The organism is Rhizobium sp. CF080 (assembly GCF_000282095.2).
Lineage (GTDB): Bacteria > Pseudomonadota > Alphaproteobacteria > Rhizobiales > Rhizobiaceae > Neorhizobium.
In genome coordinates this window covers 78,192-93,700 of sequence record NZ_AKKC02000002.1, presented here as the reverse complement: position 1 = coordinate 93,700, position 15,509 = coordinate 78,192, and the positions used below count along the sequence as shown (strand labels likewise).

Below are 15,509 nucleotides of genomic sequence, written 5' to 3'. Positions count from 1 at the left end.
GGGCTGCCCGCGGGATGCCGGCAGCACCAGATTAGCGTGGTCATCCCATGTATCAGTCGGCGAAAATCGAAGACGACCGAAACCCCGAACCGGCAGCGCAGCTCGCCGGCGCGGTTTCCGTGTTCGCGGGATTGCGATCCGCTGCCCTCAGGATCAGCGCTCTCACGCTGGTGGGCGCGGTGTTGCCTCTGCTGTTCGTCGAGACGGTTCCGGATAAATTCAGCGCCGAAACCCGGCTGAAGATCGAGGCGGCAGGCGAGGGCACGATCAACACGGCCGCTGCTGCGCTGCGCTCCAAGGCCAATCTCGACAATGTCATCCGCGCCTTGAATCTCGGTCGCGACAGCGAGTTTGCCGTTGACCGCCCGAGCGTCGTCAGGGTCGTGTCCGATATCGTTTCGGGTGAGGCGATGACCGTGTCAGAGGCAGAAAACCGGCTGCGCGAAAGGCTTTCCCAGGCGATCGTCACCAGTTACGACCGCAGTACCGGCCAACTGATGATCTCCGTCACGGCGGAACAGCCGGATGAGGCGGCCCGCATCGCCAACATGCTCGGCGATACTTTCCACGATGAAATCGCCGTCTCCGGCACGAAGTCCTCCGCACCGGTGGTGGAGAAGCTGCGCCAGACGCTCGAACATGCGCAAGCCGCCCTTTCCGGCTTCATCGCCGAGACGGACGAGCAGAAACTCGCCGAGCTTCGCAGGACCGAGGGCGACGGACAGCAGCTCACGGCGGAGATAAACCAGGCGACGGCGCAGCTTGGCGAACTGAGGCAGAAGGCGGCCCAGGCGTCTGTCATGAAGCTTTCGGATGTGCTGAACAAGCCCTTGCCGGACAGTCTCGAATATACCGGCCTCGACTATCAGCGGCAGAGGCATGTCGAGGCAAAGCTTGCCGTCGACCAGCTTTCCAGCGATCTCGGCCCGCGTCACCCTCGGCTGGCTGCGGCGCAAGCCGCGCTGACGGATGTGAAAAACGACATTCAGGAGGCGCTGAAACAGCTTGGCACCTCGCTTCGCCAGCAGGAAACTGCGGCCGCCAAGCGTCTTGCCGACCTCAAGGCGAAACAGGCGAAAAAGCCCGACGACAAGGAAATCGCCGATTCCGCAGCGCGGCTGAAGACCCTCGATGCTGCGGTCGACGAGGCGCGGCGCAATTATCTCGACGCGCTCCATGGTTCCGAGACCAAGGCATCGACGGCCAAGGTGAGCGTTCTGGTTCCGGCCGCAGCAGCAGCGGCTGCGACCCTTGGTCCTTCGCTAGCCGCAGTTTCGGGCATCGGAGCCCTGATCGGTTTTGGCCTCGGTGTCGCACTTGCCTTCCTGACCCGTCGCAGACGCGTGCAGACAATCTTGGCGGATGAGCTGGATCTCCTGGACGAGCCCGCGCAGATTGTCGATCGGGACCTGCTGGCGGAACACCTGGACGAGCAGGACTTCTTTGGCGAGGATGATCGTCGGATCTATGACCAGCCCGTCTACGAGCCGCAGCAGTCCTGGCGTCCGCGCCATCCGGCTCCGGCCAACGACAGCCCGCTTGCCGATCACATCCGCGAAGTCCTGATGGCCAATCGCCGTCCGGCACAGGAGGTCGAGATCCCTCCGCTGGTCGCGGCCGTCATGGCCGGCCGTCTCGCCGATATGCCTGCCTATGCGCCCTCCTATAACGCGCCTCGTCGCCCGGTTCACTCGCCGGAAGAGATCCGCAAGGCGGAAGAGCTCCGCGAGCTCCGTCGCCATATCGCGGAACTGCGCGAACGGGTGCAGGTGTATTCAGCCCGCCGGAACGCCTCCCGAGGATAACAGACCTGCGACATCGAATCCGCTTGCATTTGCTGTCTGCGACCAGCATAGGGCGTTGGCGGACAAATTCAAAAGATGCTCCATGTATACATTGGAGGCGGTTTCCAGCGGGAGGTGCGCATGGTTGTGGTGATCGATGGTAAAGAGGCGGCAGCATCCGTGATCGCCGCCGTGACCGAGGCATCGGGTTCGCTCGAGAAGGAAACCGGCGTGAAGCCGGGCCTTGCAGTCGTCATCGTCGGCGACGATCCGGCAAGCCACGCCTATGTCAGTTCCAAGAGCAAGATGGCCAAGCAGTGCGGCTTCAACTCGATCCAGCACAGCCTGTCCGAAGACACGACCCAGGAAACGCTGGAAAAGCTGGTGGTTGAGCTCAATGCCGATCCGTCCATCCACGGCATCCTGGTGCAGCTTCCGCTGCCGAAGCACCTGAATGCCGAGCCGGTGATCCTGTCGGTCTCTCCGGAAAAGGATGTCGACGGCCTGCATGTCGTCAACGCCGGCAAGATCGCCACCGGCGACCTGGAGACCGGCCTTATCTCCTGCACTCCGGCCGGCGCCATGCTGCTTGTCAACCGTATACATGGCCGCGACCTTTCGGGCCTCAACGCCGTCGTGATTGGCCGTTCCAATCTGTTCGGCAAGCCGATGGGGCTGCTGCTCCTGGCAGCCAATGCGACGGTCACCATGGCGCATTCGAAGACGAAGGATCTCGCCGGCGTCTGCCGTGGTGCCGATATCCTGGTGGCTGCCGTCGGCCGCCCGCAGATGGTCAAGGCCGATTGGGTGAAGCCCGGCGCCACCGTCATCGACGTCGGCATCAACCGCGTGGCCGCTCCCGACAAGGGCGAGGGCAAGACCCGGCTGGTCGGCGACGTGGCCTATGCGGAAACCGCCGAAGTTGCCGGTGCCATCACCCCGGTTCCGGGCGGCGTCGGCCCGATGACGATAGCCATGCTGATGGCCAACACCGTGATCGCCGCCTATCGCACGGCGGGCAAAACTGCACCCAGATTCTGAGTTCTGGGCGGACGGATTTTTTCATTTGTTCCACGCCGCTTGCGCAGGGGTTGACTCCTCCGCGAGAGCGTTAAATCTCTCCCATGTTGTGAACTCCCGGCAAGGTAGCAAAAGCCGGGACAACGGGAGGATTATTTCATGAAGGCATCATTTTGGATCGGTACGGCGCTGGCAGCGCTCGTAGCCGGTGGCGCTGTCGCCCAGGAGCTGAAATTCGCGCCCGGCCAGGATTCGAAATTTACCTGGAAGAGTTATGAGGATTTCAAGGCTTCCCACGCCAATCTCAAGGGGCAGAGCCTGACGCTTTTCGGCCCCTGGCGCGGCGAGGACGAGGTACTCTTCAACAGCGTTCTAGCCTATTTCAACGCTGCGACCGGCATCAACGGCCGCTATTCCTCCTCGGAAAACTACGAACAGCAGATCGTCATCGACACGCAGGCCGGTTCTCCACCGAACGTCGCCATCATTCCGCAGCCTGGCCTCCTGGCCGATCTTGCCGCCAAGGGTTTCTTGACTTCGCTCGGCCAGGAGAACTCCGACTGGGTCAAGACCAATTACGGCTCGGGCGAAGACTGGATCCGTTACGGCACCTACAAGGGCAAGGACGGCAAGGAGGCCTATTTCGGCTTCCCCTTCAAGGCCGATTTCAAATCCATGGTCTGGTATGTGCCCGAGAACTTCGAGGAGGCGGATTACGAGGTTCCGAAGACCATGGAGGACCTGATCAAGCTCAGTGATCAGATCGTCAAGGACGGCGGCGTTCCGTGGTGCATCGGTCTCGGCTCCGGCGGCGCAACGGGCTGGCCGGCGACCGACTGGGTCGAGGACATGATGCTGCGCACCCAGAAGCCTGACGTCTACGACAAGTGGGTGAGCAACGAGGTCAAGTTCAATGATCCGGCTGTCGTTGGCGCGATCGACGAATTCGGCAAGTTCGCCAAGAATCCAAAATACGTGAGCGGTGGCGTCGCTGCCGTGTCCTCAACCGACTTCCGCGACAGCCCGAAGGGCCTCTTCGGCATTCCGCCGAAATGCTACCTGCATCACCAGGCATCCTTCGTGCCGTCCTTCTTCCCGCCGGGTACGAAGCTCGGCACCGATGCCGACTTCTTCTACCTGCCCACCTATGCTTCGAAGCCGGAACTCGGAACGCCGGTCCTTGGCGCCGGTACGATGTTTGCCATCACCAAGGATTCGCCGGCCGCCAAGGCCTTTATCGAATTCCTCAAGACTCCGATCGCCCACGAGGTCTGGATGGCACAGTCATCGTTCCTGACGCCCTTCAAGGGTGCCAATCCGAATGCTTATGCCAATGAAGTGCTGAAGAAGCAGGGCGAACTTCTGACCACCGCCACGACCTTCCGCTTCGACGCCTCCGACCTGATGCCTGGCAAGATCGGCGCCGGCGCATTCTGGACCGGCATGGTCGATTACGTCGGCGGCAAGGATGCAAAGACCGTGGGGACCGACATCCAGAAGGCATGGGACGGTTTGAAATAAGCCTGCCCCATAGGTTCTCGAATTACGACCGCGCCGGACACCGGCGCGGTACAATCAAAAGCTACGCATAAAACGGTGAAAAGGGGAGAGGGATGATATCGCAGATCGTTTCAGCCGTCGGCGTCGTGATCGCCGGCGTTTTCGTCTGTGCTTTATATTACTGGCTCTCCGATAAGATCCTGCAAGCCGTCTTTCCCGTTCCGGTGGACAATGTCCGCGCCGCCTCGGTCAATCTCAACCGCCGCGCCATGGTGCGTCCCTGGTTGTTTCTCGGCCCAGCGCTGATCCTGCTGCTCGTCTATCTGGTCTACCCGGTGGTCGCGACCTTCATCCTCTCCTTCTACGACCGGTCGGGCGGCAATTTCGTCGGTCTCGCGAATTATCGCTGGGCCATCCAGGACGCGCAGTTCCGCCAGTCCATCTTCAATAACATCCTCTGGCTCGCCGTGGTGCCTGCAGCCTGCACCTTCTTCGGCCTCGTCATCGCGGTGCTGACCGACCGCATCTGGTGGGGCAATATCGCCAAAAGCCTGATCTTCATGCCGATGGCGATTTCCTTCGTCGGCGCCTCGGTCATCTGGAAGTTTATCTACGAATATCGCGGCGGCAGCGAAACGCAGATCGGCCTCCTCAACGCCATCGTGCAGGCCATTGGCGGCTCTCCGCAGGTGTGGATCTCGTTGCCCTTCTGGAACAACTTTTTCCTGATGGCGATCCTCGTCTGGATTCAGACGGGCTTTGCCATGGTCATCCTGTCGGCGGCCCTTCGCGGCATCCCCGAGGAGACCATCGAGGCGGCGGTCATCGACGGCGCCAGTGGCTGGCAGATATTCTGGAAGATCATGGTGCCGCAGATCTGGGGCACGATCGCCGTCGTCTGGACGACGATCACCATTCTCGTGCTCAAGGTCTTCGATATCGTGCTGACCATGACCAACGGCCAGTGGAACACCATGGTCCTCGCAAACCTGATGTTCGACTGGATGTTCCGCGGCGGGGGCGATAGCGGCCGAAGTGCGGTCATCGCGCTGATCATCATGGCGGCCGTCACCCCGATCATGATCTGGAACATCCGCCAGGCGAACAAGGAAATGGGAGGCCATTGAGATGCGCGCAGCAGCAAGCCTCCGTCGCATAGGCCTTCCGCGCCTCGTGGTTCACCTCTCCGTCCTCGTCATCTGCATCATCTGGCTCATCCCGACGCTCGGCATCCTCGTCACTTCCTTTCGCGAAGCAGGCCAGATCACCGCGTCGGGCTGGTGGACGGCCTTCACGGGCGCTGCCGAAACGAGCGCCGCCCGCCTCGGGGAGGCCTCGACCGCCAAGCAGAATGGCGCGACTTACGTCATTTCTGGTTCGGTCTTCGAAGGAGGGAAGGGTGGCACCGTGCGCGCCTTCGGCACCCGCGTTGCCGCTCCGACGGAGTTTGCGGTTGGAAAGGCCGCCGATATCGGCGACGGCGAGACGCTGACCATCAACGAAGACGGCAGTTATACCTATTCCAAGAATGCGCCGTTCGAGGCCGGGCGCGGCAAGCGCGTTTACCTCTCCGTCGCGACGCCGCCATCCTTCACCACTGAAAATTACCGCACGGTGCTGACCTCCCAAGGCATTGGCCAGTCCTTCGTCAATTCGCTGACGGTCGCAGTTCCCGCGACCATTATTCCCATCCTGATCGCCGCCTTTGCAGCCTACGCCCTGTCCTGGATGGAGTTTCCCGGGCGGGCCCTGATCATCGCCCTGGTGGTTGGGCTGATCGTCGTGCCCCTGCAGATGTCGCTCATTCCGCTGCTGAAGATGTATAACGAGATCGGCAGTTTCTTTGGCGTGCCTTCGCGCAGTTATGCGGGCATCTGGCTTGCCCACTCCGCCTTCGGCATGCCGCTCGCGATCTATCTTCTGCGCAACTACATTGCCGGCCTGCCAAGGGAAATCATCGAATCCGCCCGCGTCGATGGCGCCAGCGATTTCGAGATCTTCGTCAAGATCATCCTGCCGCTGTCATTCCCGGCGCTCGCATCCTTCTCGATCTTCCAGTTCCTGTGGACATGGAACGACCTTCTTGTCGCCATGGTCTTCCTCGGCACCGGCAAGGATCAATTGGTCCTCACCGGCGCCCTGAACGCGCTTCTCGGCTCCATGGGTGGAAAGTGGGAAATCCTGACGGCTTCGGCCTTCATAACAATCGTCGTGCCGATTATCGTCTTTTTCGCCCTGCAGCGGTATTTGGTTCGCGGCTTGCTCGCTGGCTCCGTCAAAGGCGGATGATCAACATCGAACGACAACAGGATTTTTGAATGAGCGTTTCCGCAGAAGCTCCCGCAGCACCGGACAAGGACTGGTGGCGTGGGGCGGTCATTTATCAAATTTACCCGCGCTCCTATCAGGACTCGAACGGCGATGGCATCGGCGATCTGAAGGGCATTACCGCCCGCCTGCCGCATGTGGCAGCGCTCGGCGCGGACGCGATCTGGATCTCACCCTTCTTCCCGTCGCCGATGCGGGATTTCGGCTACGACGTCTCGAACTATACGGATGTCGATCCGATGTTCGGTTCGCTGTCGGATTTCGACGGTCTGATTTCCGAGGCGCACCGGCTCGGCATCAAGGTGATGATCGACCTCGTCATGTCGCACAGCTCCGACCAGCATGCCTGGTTCATCGAGAGCCGGTCCAGTCGCTTCAACCCCAAGGCCGACTGGTATGTCTGGGCCGATGCGAAGCCGGACGGCACGCCGCCCAACAACTGGCTGTCGATCTTCGGTGGATCGGCTTGGGCCTGGGATCCGACCCGCATGCAATATTACATGCACAACTTCCTGACATCGCAGCCGGATCTCAACCTGCACAATGCGGAGGTCCAGGATGCTCTGCTCGACATGACCCGTTTCTGGCTGAAGCGCGGCGTCGACGGTTTTCGTCTCGACACGATCAACTTCTATTTCCACGACAAGGACCTGCGCGATAACCCGGCGCTCGATCCCTCGCGCCGCAACGCCTCCACCGCGCCGGCCGTGAACCCCTATAACTTCCAGGAGCATCTCTACGACAAGAACCGCCCGGAAAACCTGGAATTCCTGCGGCGCTTCCGCGCCGTGCTCGACGAGTTTCCGGCGATCGCCGCCGTCGGCGAAGTCGGCGACAGCCAGCGCGGGCTGGAAATCGTCGGCGAATACACGTCCGGCAACGACAAGATGCAGATGTGCTACGCGTTCGAATTCCTGGCGCCCGATCCGCTGACGCCGGCGCGCGTGTCCGAGGTACAGAAAGCGTTCTCGGTCGCAGCACCCGATGGTTGGGCCTGCTGGGCCTTCTCGAACCACGACGTGGTGCGCCATGTCAGCCGCTGGGGCCACGATGTTCTCGATCGCGACGGCTACGCCAAGATGGCATCCGCCATCCTGATGTCCCAGCGCGGCTCGGTCTGCATCTATCAGGGCGAGGAGCTGGGACTGACTGAGGCGGATATCGCCTATGCCGATCTTCAGGACCCCTACGGCATTCAGTTCTGGCCGGAATTCAAGGGCCGCGACGGTTGTCGCACCCCGATGGTCTGGGACAGCCAGGCGCTACAGGCAGGCTTCTCCACGGCGGAGAGAACCTGGCTGCCGATACCGGTCGAGCATCAGCTTCGGGCCGTGGGTGCCCAATATGGCGATCCGGCCTCGGTGCTGGAGCAGTACCGCCGCTTCCTTGCCTTCCGCAAGCAGCACCCGGCCCTTGCCAAGGGCGACATCGAGTTCCTGGCCGAAGACGGTGCGGTGCTCGGTTACAAGCGCCTGTACGGCAACGAGACGGTGCTCTGCCTGTTCAACATGAGCGCGGCGGAGACGGCAAGCGAGCTGCCGGCCGGCGATTGGGAAGTGCTGACCGGCCACGGCTTCGAAAGCGGGCTGGAAGGCAGGCGAGTGGAACTACCGGCCTGGGGGGCGTTCTTCGCCCATCACGCATAACGATAAAGGGGAGGAATCATGGCTGGCGTCATTCTGAAGGATATCCGCAAGGCCTATGGCCAGGTGAAGGTGCTGCACGGTATCGACCTGGAGATCACCCAGGGCGAGTTCGTGGTGTTTGTCGGGCCGTCCGGCTGCGGCAAGTCCACGCTGCTGCGGATGATCTCCGGGCTTGAAAGCATCACCGGCGGCGAGATGTTCATCGACGGCCAACTCGTCAACGAGGTGCCGCCGTCGCGGCGCGGGATTGCCATGGTCTTCCAGTCCTACGCGCTTTATCCGCATATGACGGTCTACGACAACATGGCTTTCGGCATGCGGATCGCCAAGGAAAGTCGGGACGAGATCGACCGCCGCGTGCGTGCGGCGGGAGACATTCTCCAGCTTACACCCTATCTCGACCGCCTGCCGAAGGCGCTATCCGGCGGGCAGCGCCAGCGCGTCGCCATCGGCCGCGCCATCTGCCGCAATCCGAAGGTCTTCCTGTTCGACGAACCGCTCTCCAACCTCGACGCAGCACTTCGCGTCGCGACCCGCATCGAGATCGCCAAGCTCAAGGATTCGATGCCGGACACGACGATGGTCTACGTCACCCACGACCAGGTGGAGGCGATGACGCTCGCCGACCGCATCGTTGTGTTGTCGGCCGGCCGCATCGAACAGGTCGGTGCACCGCTCGAACTTTACGAGCGCCCGCAAAACCTCTTCGTCGCGGGCTTCATCGGCTCGCCGGCGATGAACATCATCCCGGCCACCGTGACGGAGACCGGCGAAGCGACCACGGTGTCGCTGAAGGGCGGAAAATCGGTGCGCGTGCCGGTGCCGACTGCGGCTGCGGAAAAAGGCAAGGCCGCCAGTTTTGGCGTACGGCCCGAAGACTTGTCGATCGCGTCCGGCGAAGACTATCTTTTCGAGGGCCAGATCGCGATCATCGAGGCGCTCGGCGAAGTGACGCTGCTTTACGTCGAAGGATTGGCCGATCACGAGCCGATCATTGCCAAGATCCCGGGCATTCTGCAGGTTAAGAAAGGCGACACCATGCGCTTTTCAGCAGACCTTAAGAAACTGCATCTTTTCAATGCAGAAGGTAGGACCTATGCCATTTGAGGGGTAACGGCCTGTTTACCATGATTTTGCGATTTGCATTTGGAGTTGTCCTGATTTGGGACTCCAAAACTCTCTGTTAAATTTCGCCGGCTAGCTTTCTCCTGTAAAGAAATGGAGGGATGTCGTGAGCGCGGCACCAGGTAACAAAAATCACTTTTTGAATAAGGAAGAGTCTTTCATGTACGACCGGGAAGCCCGGTTCAAGATGGAAGACACGATGAACGCGGCGCGTATCGAATATACGGAAAACGGCGTGATGAACATGGCGCAGCGCCGCTGCGACGTCATCCGCATCTCGATGAGCGGCGCCGTTCTCGGCATCCTGACACAGTATAATCTGCCGAAGCAGTTCTATCTCGATATTCCGGATGCCCGCATTTCCAAGGTCGGCTGCCTGCTGATGCGCACCAACGCCAACAACACGATCGAGGTCCGTTTCCTGTCTCTGCTCACAAAGAAGGAACTGGACCGCATCTTCGTATTCTCGACCCACCCGAACCATCGCGACCGGACGCTGGATATCCGCTCCTGGTAACAAGATTCATGGTTTGAAACAAACAGGGCGGCCATTGGGTTGGCCGCCCTGCTTGTTTGTCTTGTTAACGCACATCGCCTCGTTCACGCAAAGACGCTGGCGCCCATATCTGCCGTGCCGACATGGCGTCGGAAGGGAGCGAAGAGTTCGCGGCCCATGCCGAATTCGTTGTCGGAAAGATCCACGACGACCGGCGTGCGGGCTGCAAATTCGGCGGCATCCACCAGCACTTCCAGCGTGCCGGTTACCGCATCGAGGCGGATCATGTCGCCGTCCTTGATCTTGGCGATTGGCCCGCCGTCCGAGGCTTCCGGGGTGATGTGGATTGCCGCGGGCACCTTGCCCGAGGCGCCCGACATCCGACCGTCAGTGACCAAAGCCACCTTGAAGCCGCGGTCCTGGAGCACGCCGAGCGGCGGGGTGAGGCGATGCAGCTCCGGCATGCCGTTCGCCTTCGGCCCCTGGAAGCGCACGACGGCGATGAAATCCTTGTTGAGTTCGCCGCGCTTGAAGGCGTCCTGCAGCCCCTGCTGGTCGTGGAAGACAACCGCCGGCGCCTCGATGATGTGACGCTCGGGCTTGACGGCCGAGATTTTGATGACCGCCTTTCCGAGATTGCCCTTGAGCATCTTGAGGCCGCCATTCGACTGGAAGGGGGTCTCGATCGGCGCCAGAACCTTGAGGTCGCCGCTCTCATTCGGGGTGGACTCGCGGAAGACGGCGCCATTGGCGTCGAGCTTCGCCTCCACCGTATAGGCTTCAAGGCCCTGACCGAAGACGGTGCGCACGTCGTCATGCACCATGCCGGTCTTCAGGAGCTGCTTGATCAGGAAACCCATGCCGCCGGCGGCGTGGAAATGGTTCACGTCGGCAAGCCCGTTCGGATAGACGCGGGCAAGCAGCGGCACGACATCCGAAAGCTCCGAAATATCCTGCCAGGTGAGCAGGATGCCGGCCGCGCGCGCCATGGCAACGAGGTGGAGCGTGTGGTTGGTCGAACCGCCGGTCGCATGCAGGCCGACGACGCCGTTGACCACCGAACGCTCGTCGATCATCTCGCCGGCCGGCGTGAATTCGTTGCCGAGCGCGGTGATCGCCAGCGCCCGCTTGGCCGCCTCGCGGGTCAGCGCTTCGCGCAGCGGCGTGCCCGGATTGACGAAGGAAGCCCCGGGCATGTGAAAACCCATGATCTCCATCAGCATCTGGTTGGAATTGGCGGTGCCGTAGAAGGTGCAGGTGCCGGGGCCGTGATAGGACTTCGATTCCGCTTCGAGCAGTTCGGCGCGGCCGACCTTGCCCTCCGCATACAGCTGGCGGATGCGCGACTTTTCGTCGTTCGGAAGTCCCGTGGTCATCGGGCCGGCAGGAATGAAGACGGAGGGCAGGTGGCCGAAGCTCAGCGCCGCGATGACGAGCCCCGGCACGATCTTGTCGCAAATGCCGAGGAAGACGGCCGCGTCGAACATATTGTGCGACAGGCCGATGCCGGCTGCCATGGCAATCGCATCGCGCGAGAACAGCGACAGCTCCATGCCCGGCTGGCCTTGGGTGACGCCGTCGCACATGGCCGGCACGCCGCCGGCGACCTGCGCGATGCCGCCGGCTTCCCGCGCCGCCTCGCGGATGATCGACGGGAAGGTCTCGTAGGGCTGATGCGCCGAGAGCATGTCGTTATAGGCGGTGATGATGCCGAGGTTCGCAACGACGTCTCCTGCGAGCGCGTCCTTCTCGGCGGGGGAACAGACCGCAAATCCGTGGGCGAGATTGCCGCAGGAGAGCGTCGATCTGTGCGGACCCCGCGTGGCCGCCCGTCGAACGCGGTCGAGATAGGCTTCGCGATGGGGTTTCGAGCGTTCGACGATACGGGCGGTGATTGCCTCGATGCTGGAATGGGCGGCCATGGTCTTGTCCTCTTGTGCTCAACCCCGGCTTGGGAGGGGCAGGACCTTCGGAAGGGCCCTAAGCCACCGGGATTGCTCGTGTTGAAAAGTCGGCGCTTTAGGGCGCCCAGAAAATCTGCAGCGGTGAGGCGGCGCGATTGAGCACGGCGCGGACCGGCATGTCGGTTTCGTCGGATCCGGCCTTTGCTGTTTCGAGCACGTCCTTCTTGCCCTGGCCTTCGATATGCAGCGCCAGAAAACGGGCGTCCGAAAGGCTGGCGAACGAGAAGGTCAGCCGCTCTTCGCCCGCACCTTCCGCCTGCATGGTCAGCACGCCGCGCGGGCCGGAAAGGTCGAGCGCCCGGGCGAGGTTGTTCCCATGCGGAAAGAACGAAGCCGTGTGGCCGTCGCCGCCCATGCCGAGGATCGCCACATCGAAGGGTTGGCCGATGCTGGAGGTCTTGTCCGTTGCGATCACCGCAGCGTCCTCGATCGAGGGCGCTTCGTAGTAGAGCGGGATGAACTTCGCCGCGGCCGCCTTATCCTTCAGAAGATGCGTCGAAACCAGAAGGTGGTTTGAACGCGGGCTGTCTGCCGGCACGAAACGTTCGTCGACCAGCGTCACCGAAACCTTGCCCCAGTCGATATCGCGGGTCGCCAGCGCCTCGAAGAACTTCTTCGGGGTCGAACCGCCCGAGACAGCGATCGAGGCGATGCCCCGGTCGCGGATCGCGGTTTCAAGCTGTGCTGCAACCTCGTCCGCCAGACTGGCGGCGAGGGCTGCGGCATCGGAGAATTCATGCGTATTCACGGTCATGGCCGTCAACCTTCATGCCATGTGCGGCCGTCGCGCTCGATGAGGGCGATGGCTTGGCTCGGTCCCCATGTGCCGGCGGTATAACCCTGCACCTGCTGGCCGGCCGCTTCCCAGCCTTTGAGGATCGGATCGACCCAGTGCCATGCGGCTTCCACTTCGTCGCGACGCATGAACAGCGTCTGGTTGGAGCGGATCGTGTCGGTCAGCAGCCGCTCGTAGGCATCCGGATTGCGCACCGAGAAGGCTTCCGCAAAGCTCATGTCGAGCGAGACATTGCGCAGCCGCATGCCGCCCGGGCCGGGGTCCTTGATCATCAGCGACTGCTTGACGCCTTCGTCCGGCTGCAGGCGGATGATCAGCTGGTTGGCTGATATGCGGCCGGCGGCGGCATCGAAGATATTGTGCGGAATCGGCTTGAAGGTGATGACGATCTCGGACATGCGGGCTGCGAGCCGCTTGCCGGTGCGGATGTAGAAGGGCACGCCGGCCCAGCGCCAGTTGCCGATCTCGGCCTTGATGGCGACGAAGGTTTCAGTGTTGGAAACGCCGCCTTCGAGCTCATCGAGATAGCCCTTGACCGGGCCGCCCGCGGATGCGCCGGCGCGGTACTGGCCGCGCACCGTCATCTGCTCGACATTGGCCTCGGTGATCGGCTTCAGCGCGCGTAGCACCTTGAGCTTTTCGTCGCGCACGGATTCCGAATTCATGGAGGAGGGCACTTCCATGGCGACAAGGCAGAGGAGCTGCAGGATGTGGTTCTGCACCATGTCGCGCAGCGCTCCGGCCGTGTCGTAATAGCCGGCGCGGCCTTCGAGGCCGACCGCTTCGGCGACGGTGATCTGCACGTGATCGATGTGATCGGCGTTCCACAGCGGCTCGTAGAGCGCATTGGCGAAGCGCAGCGCCATCAGGTTCTGCACCGTCTCCTTGCCGAGATAGTGGTCGATGCGGAAAATCTGCTCTTCCTTGAACACCCGTCCGATCGTGTCGTTAAGTTCGAGCGCCGAGGCAAGATCGCGGCCGATCGGCTTTTCGACGACGATGCGGGTCGATTTGGTGATCAGCTTGTGGTCGCGGATCTTTTCCGAGATTGCACCGAAAATGCCCGGGGCGACGGCGAGGTAGAAAACACGGATGCGCTCCTTGCCGTCCTCGAGCAGCTTCTTGAGTTCGGCCCAGCCCCCATCGGCCTTGGCGTCGACCGAGACGTAATAGAGCCGCTGGAGGAATTTCTGGACTTCCGCCTCGTCGTATTCGCCCTTCTTCAGATGCTCTTTCAGAGCATCCTGGGCGAACTTGCGGTAATCCTCATGTGAAAGCGCACTGCGCGAGGCGCCGATGATACGGGTTGGCTCGGTGAACTGACCCTCGATTTGCCGGTGGTAGAGTGCCGGAAGGAGCTTGCGTTCCGCAAGGTCGCCGGTACCACCGAACACGATACAATCAAAGGCTTCAACTGGGATGATCTGGCTGCTCATCGCTGTTCTTTCGTCCTGCATAGTTGGGTGCATACTTATTCTAATCGATTTAAAAACGCTAGCCCGAATTGGCTTCCGAAGTGTGTTAGGAACCTTGCCTTGTCAGAGCCTGTCCCGCAGCGCAAACCACGTGAGAGCAAGGAAAAGCAGTGGGGTCCGCATGTGACGCCCGCCTGGGAAGGCAGGAATTTTGAGTGCGGCGAGGTGGTCGAGATCCGTCGCCTTGCCGCCGACCATATCAGCATAAAGCTTGCCACAATAGTTTGACAGCATCACGCCATGACCGGAATAACCGCCGATCGACGTGACCCCCGGCATGACTTCGCGCACAAAGGGCTGGCGCGGCATGGTGATCCCGACATTTCCGCCCCAGGCATGGGTGATTTCAACGTCTTTGAGCGCCGGATAGGTGTCGACTATCTGCTTGCGGATGGCATTTGCAGTGTCTGCCGGGTTGCTCGACGTATAGACCTCGCGGCCGCCGAACAGCAGCCGGTTGTCCCGGCTCTTGCGGAAATAGCGTACCACGAACCGCGAATCAGCGACGGCCTCGCCGCCGGGGATGATGCCGGGAAAATCGTCGAGCGGCGCAGTCGCGGCGATGAAGGAGCCGATCGGCATGATATGGGCGGCTGTGACCGGCTCCAGATTGCCGATATAGGCGTTAGTGGCGATCAGGACGCGGTCGGCAGTCAGGGTGCCCTTGGGTGTCCGGACCAGAATCTTGCCGCCCGGTCCGTTTCTTGTTTTTTCGATGCCCGTCGCGCTGGTCATCTCGAAAATCTGCGCTCCCGCCGCCTGCGCCGTGCGGGCAAGCCCGACCAGCAGTTTCAGCGGATGAATATGGCCGGTGCCGGTGTCGCGCACGCCGTAATAATAGTCTTTGGTGCCGAGCCGCTCAGCGGTCTCCCGGCCGTCCATGAAGGAGATGTGCGGATAACCGTAGCGCTCCGCAGCGATCTCGGCGGTCGCCCGGTAATCCTTCTCATGGCCTTGTCTGTGGGAGACGTTCATCTGACCCGGTATGTAGTCGATGTCGATGCCGTGGGCCTCGGCAAAGTCGAGAAGGTGCCGCTTGGCGCTCTCGGCCATGTCGAACAGCGCCTTGGATCGCTCGTAGCCGATCTCCTTTTCAAGATCCTCCGGCGCCCAGCGCTGCCCGGTGCCCATCTGTCCGCCATTGCGGCCGGACGCCCCGTCGCCGAAGCGGTTTGCCTCGATCAGCGCGACGGAAATGCCGGCTTTTGCCAGATTGTAGGCTGCCTGCAGGCCGGTATAGCCGCCGCCGACGATCGCCACATCGACCGATTTCGATCCGTCGAGCGCCGGATAGGTCGGCCGCTCGCGGACTGTTGCCTGATACCAGGAAATCCCCGGCGCGATCGGGCTCTGCCATTCATCCAAGGAGCAGCCC

The 15,509-nt window shown here is 61.8% G+C and carries 12 protein-coding genes; 8 read left to right on the top strand and 4 right to left on the bottom strand.

What is annotated here, in order from left to right; translation table 11 throughout:
* Positions 1–47: 47 nt before the first annotated feature.
* From PMI07_RS01630 to PMI07_RS01595, 8 genes are all read left to right on the top strand, one after another.
* The gene (locus tag PMI07_RS01630; protein ID WP_024163477.1) at positions 48–1,805 is read left to right on the top strand and encodes an LPS biosynthesis protein; all 1,758 of its coding nucleotides are present in this window, start codon (positions 48–50) and stop codon (positions 1,803–1,805) included.
* Positions 1,806–1,925: 120 nt separating this feature from the next.
* Positions 1,926–2,825, top strand: a complete 900-nt coding sequence (gene folD / locus PMI07_RS01625; RefSeq protein WP_007756836.1) for a bifunctional methylenetetrahydrofolate dehydrogenase/methenyltetrahydrofolate cyclohydrolase FolD — start codon at positions 1,926–1,928, stop codon at positions 2,823–2,825.
* A gap of 138 nt (positions 2,826–2,963) precedes the next feature.
* A complete protein-coding gene (locus tag PMI07_RS01620; protein ID WP_007756834.1) occupies positions 2,964–4,325 on the top strand; it encodes an ABC transporter substrate-binding protein in 1,362 nt (453 codons plus the stop codon).
* A 92-nt stretch (positions 4,326–4,417) separates the two neighbouring features.
* Positions 4,418–5,431: a sugar ABC transporter permease gene (locus PMI07_RS01615; protein ID WP_007756833.1), complete on the top strand. Its 1,014-nt coding sequence runs from the start codon at positions 4,418–4,420 to the stop codon at positions 5,429–5,431.
* Position 5,432: 1 nt separating this feature from the next.
* Positions 5,433–6,593, top strand: a complete 1,161-nt coding sequence (locus PMI07_RS01610) for a carbohydrate ABC transporter permease (protein ID WP_007756827.1) — start codon at positions 5,433–5,435, stop codon at positions 6,591–6,593.
* A gap of 29 nt (positions 6,594–6,622) precedes the next feature.
* Positions 6,623–8,278, top strand: coding sequence for an alpha-glucosidase family protein (locus PMI07_RS01605; RefSeq protein ID WP_007756826.1), 1,656 nt, complete (start codon positions 6,623–6,625; stop codon positions 8,276–8,278).
* 18 nt (positions 8,279–8,296) lie between these two features.
* Entirely contained in the window at positions 8,297–9,385 is a 1,089-nt protein-coding gene (gene ugpC / locus PMI07_RS01600) for a sn-glycerol-3-phosphate ABC transporter ATP-binding protein UgpC (RefSeq protein ID WP_007756825.1), read from the top strand.
* A gap of 178 nt (positions 9,386–9,563) precedes the next feature.
* Positions 9,564–9,920, top strand: coding sequence for a hypothetical protein (locus tag PMI07_RS01595; protein WP_007756824.1), 357 nt, complete (start codon positions 9,564–9,566; stop codon positions 9,918–9,920).
* An 83-nt stretch (positions 9,921–10,003) separates the two neighbouring features.
* Here PMI07_RS01595 and edd read toward each other — a convergent pair whose 3' ends face one another.
* From edd to PMI07_RS01575, 4 genes are all read right to left on the bottom strand, one after another.
* Positions 10,004–11,821, bottom strand: coding sequence for a phosphogluconate dehydratase (edd, locus tag PMI07_RS01590; protein WP_007756822.1), 1,818 nt, complete (start codon positions 11,819–11,821; stop codon positions 10,004–10,006).
* Positions 11,822–11,918: 97 nt separating this feature from the next.
* The gene (gene pgl / locus PMI07_RS01585; protein WP_007756820.1) at positions 11,919–12,617 is read right to left on the bottom strand and encodes a 6-phosphogluconolactonase; all 699 of its coding nucleotides are present in this window, start codon (positions 12,615–12,617) and stop codon (positions 11,919–11,921) included.
* A 5-nt stretch (positions 12,618–12,622) separates the two neighbouring features.
* Complete coding sequence (gene zwf / locus PMI07_RS01580; protein ID WP_007756818.1) at positions 12,623–14,095, bottom strand: glucose-6-phosphate dehydrogenase; 1,473 nt, start codon at positions 14,093–14,095, stop codon at positions 12,623–12,625.
* 102 nt (positions 14,096–14,197) lie between these two features.
* Positions 14,198–15,499 (bottom strand): FAD-binding oxidoreductase, encoded by a 1,302-nt coding sequence (locus tag PMI07_RS01575; RefSeq protein ID WP_007756817.1) that lies wholly within the window; start codon positions 15,497–15,499, stop codon positions 14,198–14,200.
* Between the last annotated feature and the right edge of the window lie 10 nt (positions 15,500–15,509).

What these genes read in the sequence shown, in the direction of transcription:
- PMI07_RS01630 (WP_024163477.1), top strand. Translation starts at nt 48, where the DNA reads ATGTATCAGTCGGCGAAAATCGAAGACGACCGAAACCCCGAACCGGCA.
- folD (WP_007756836.1), top strand. Translation starts at nt 1,926, where the DNA reads ATGGTTGTGGTGATCGATGGTAAAGAGGCGGCAGCATCCGTGATCGCC.
- PMI07_RS01620 (WP_007756834.1), top strand. Translation starts at nt 2,964, where the DNA reads ATGAAGGCATCATTTTGGATCGGTACGGCGCTGGCAGCGCTCGTAGCC.
- PMI07_RS01615 (WP_007756833.1), top strand. Translation starts at nt 4,418, where the DNA reads ATGATATCGCAGATCGTTTCAGCCGTCGGCGTCGTGATCGCCGGCGTT.
- PMI07_RS01610 (WP_007756827.1), top strand. Translation starts at nt 5,433, where the DNA reads ATGCGCGCAGCAGCAAGCCTCCGTCGCATAGGCCTTCCGCGCCTCGTG.
- PMI07_RS01605 (WP_007756826.1), top strand. Translation starts at nt 6,623, where the DNA reads ATGAGCGTTTCCGCAGAAGCTCCCGCAGCACCGGACAAGGACTGGTGG.
- ugpC (WP_007756825.1), top strand. Translation starts at nt 8,297, where the DNA reads ATGGCTGGCGTCATTCTGAAGGATATCCGCAAGGCCTATGGCCAGGTG.
- PMI07_RS01595 (WP_007756824.1), top strand. Translation starts at nt 9,564, where the DNA reads ATGTACGACCGGGAAGCCCGGTTCAAGATGGAAGACACGATGAACGCG.
- edd (WP_007756822.1), bottom strand. Translation starts at nt 11,821, where the DNA reads ATGGCCGCCCATTCCAGCATCGAGGCAATCACCGCCCGTATCGTCGAA.
- pgl (WP_007756820.1), bottom strand. Translation starts at nt 12,617, where the DNA reads ATGACCGTGAATACGCATGAATTCTCCGATGCCGCAGCCCTCGCCGCC.
- zwf (WP_007756818.1), bottom strand. Translation starts at nt 14,095, where the DNA reads ATGAGCAGCCAGATCATCCCAGTTGAAGCCTTTGATTGTATCGTGTTC.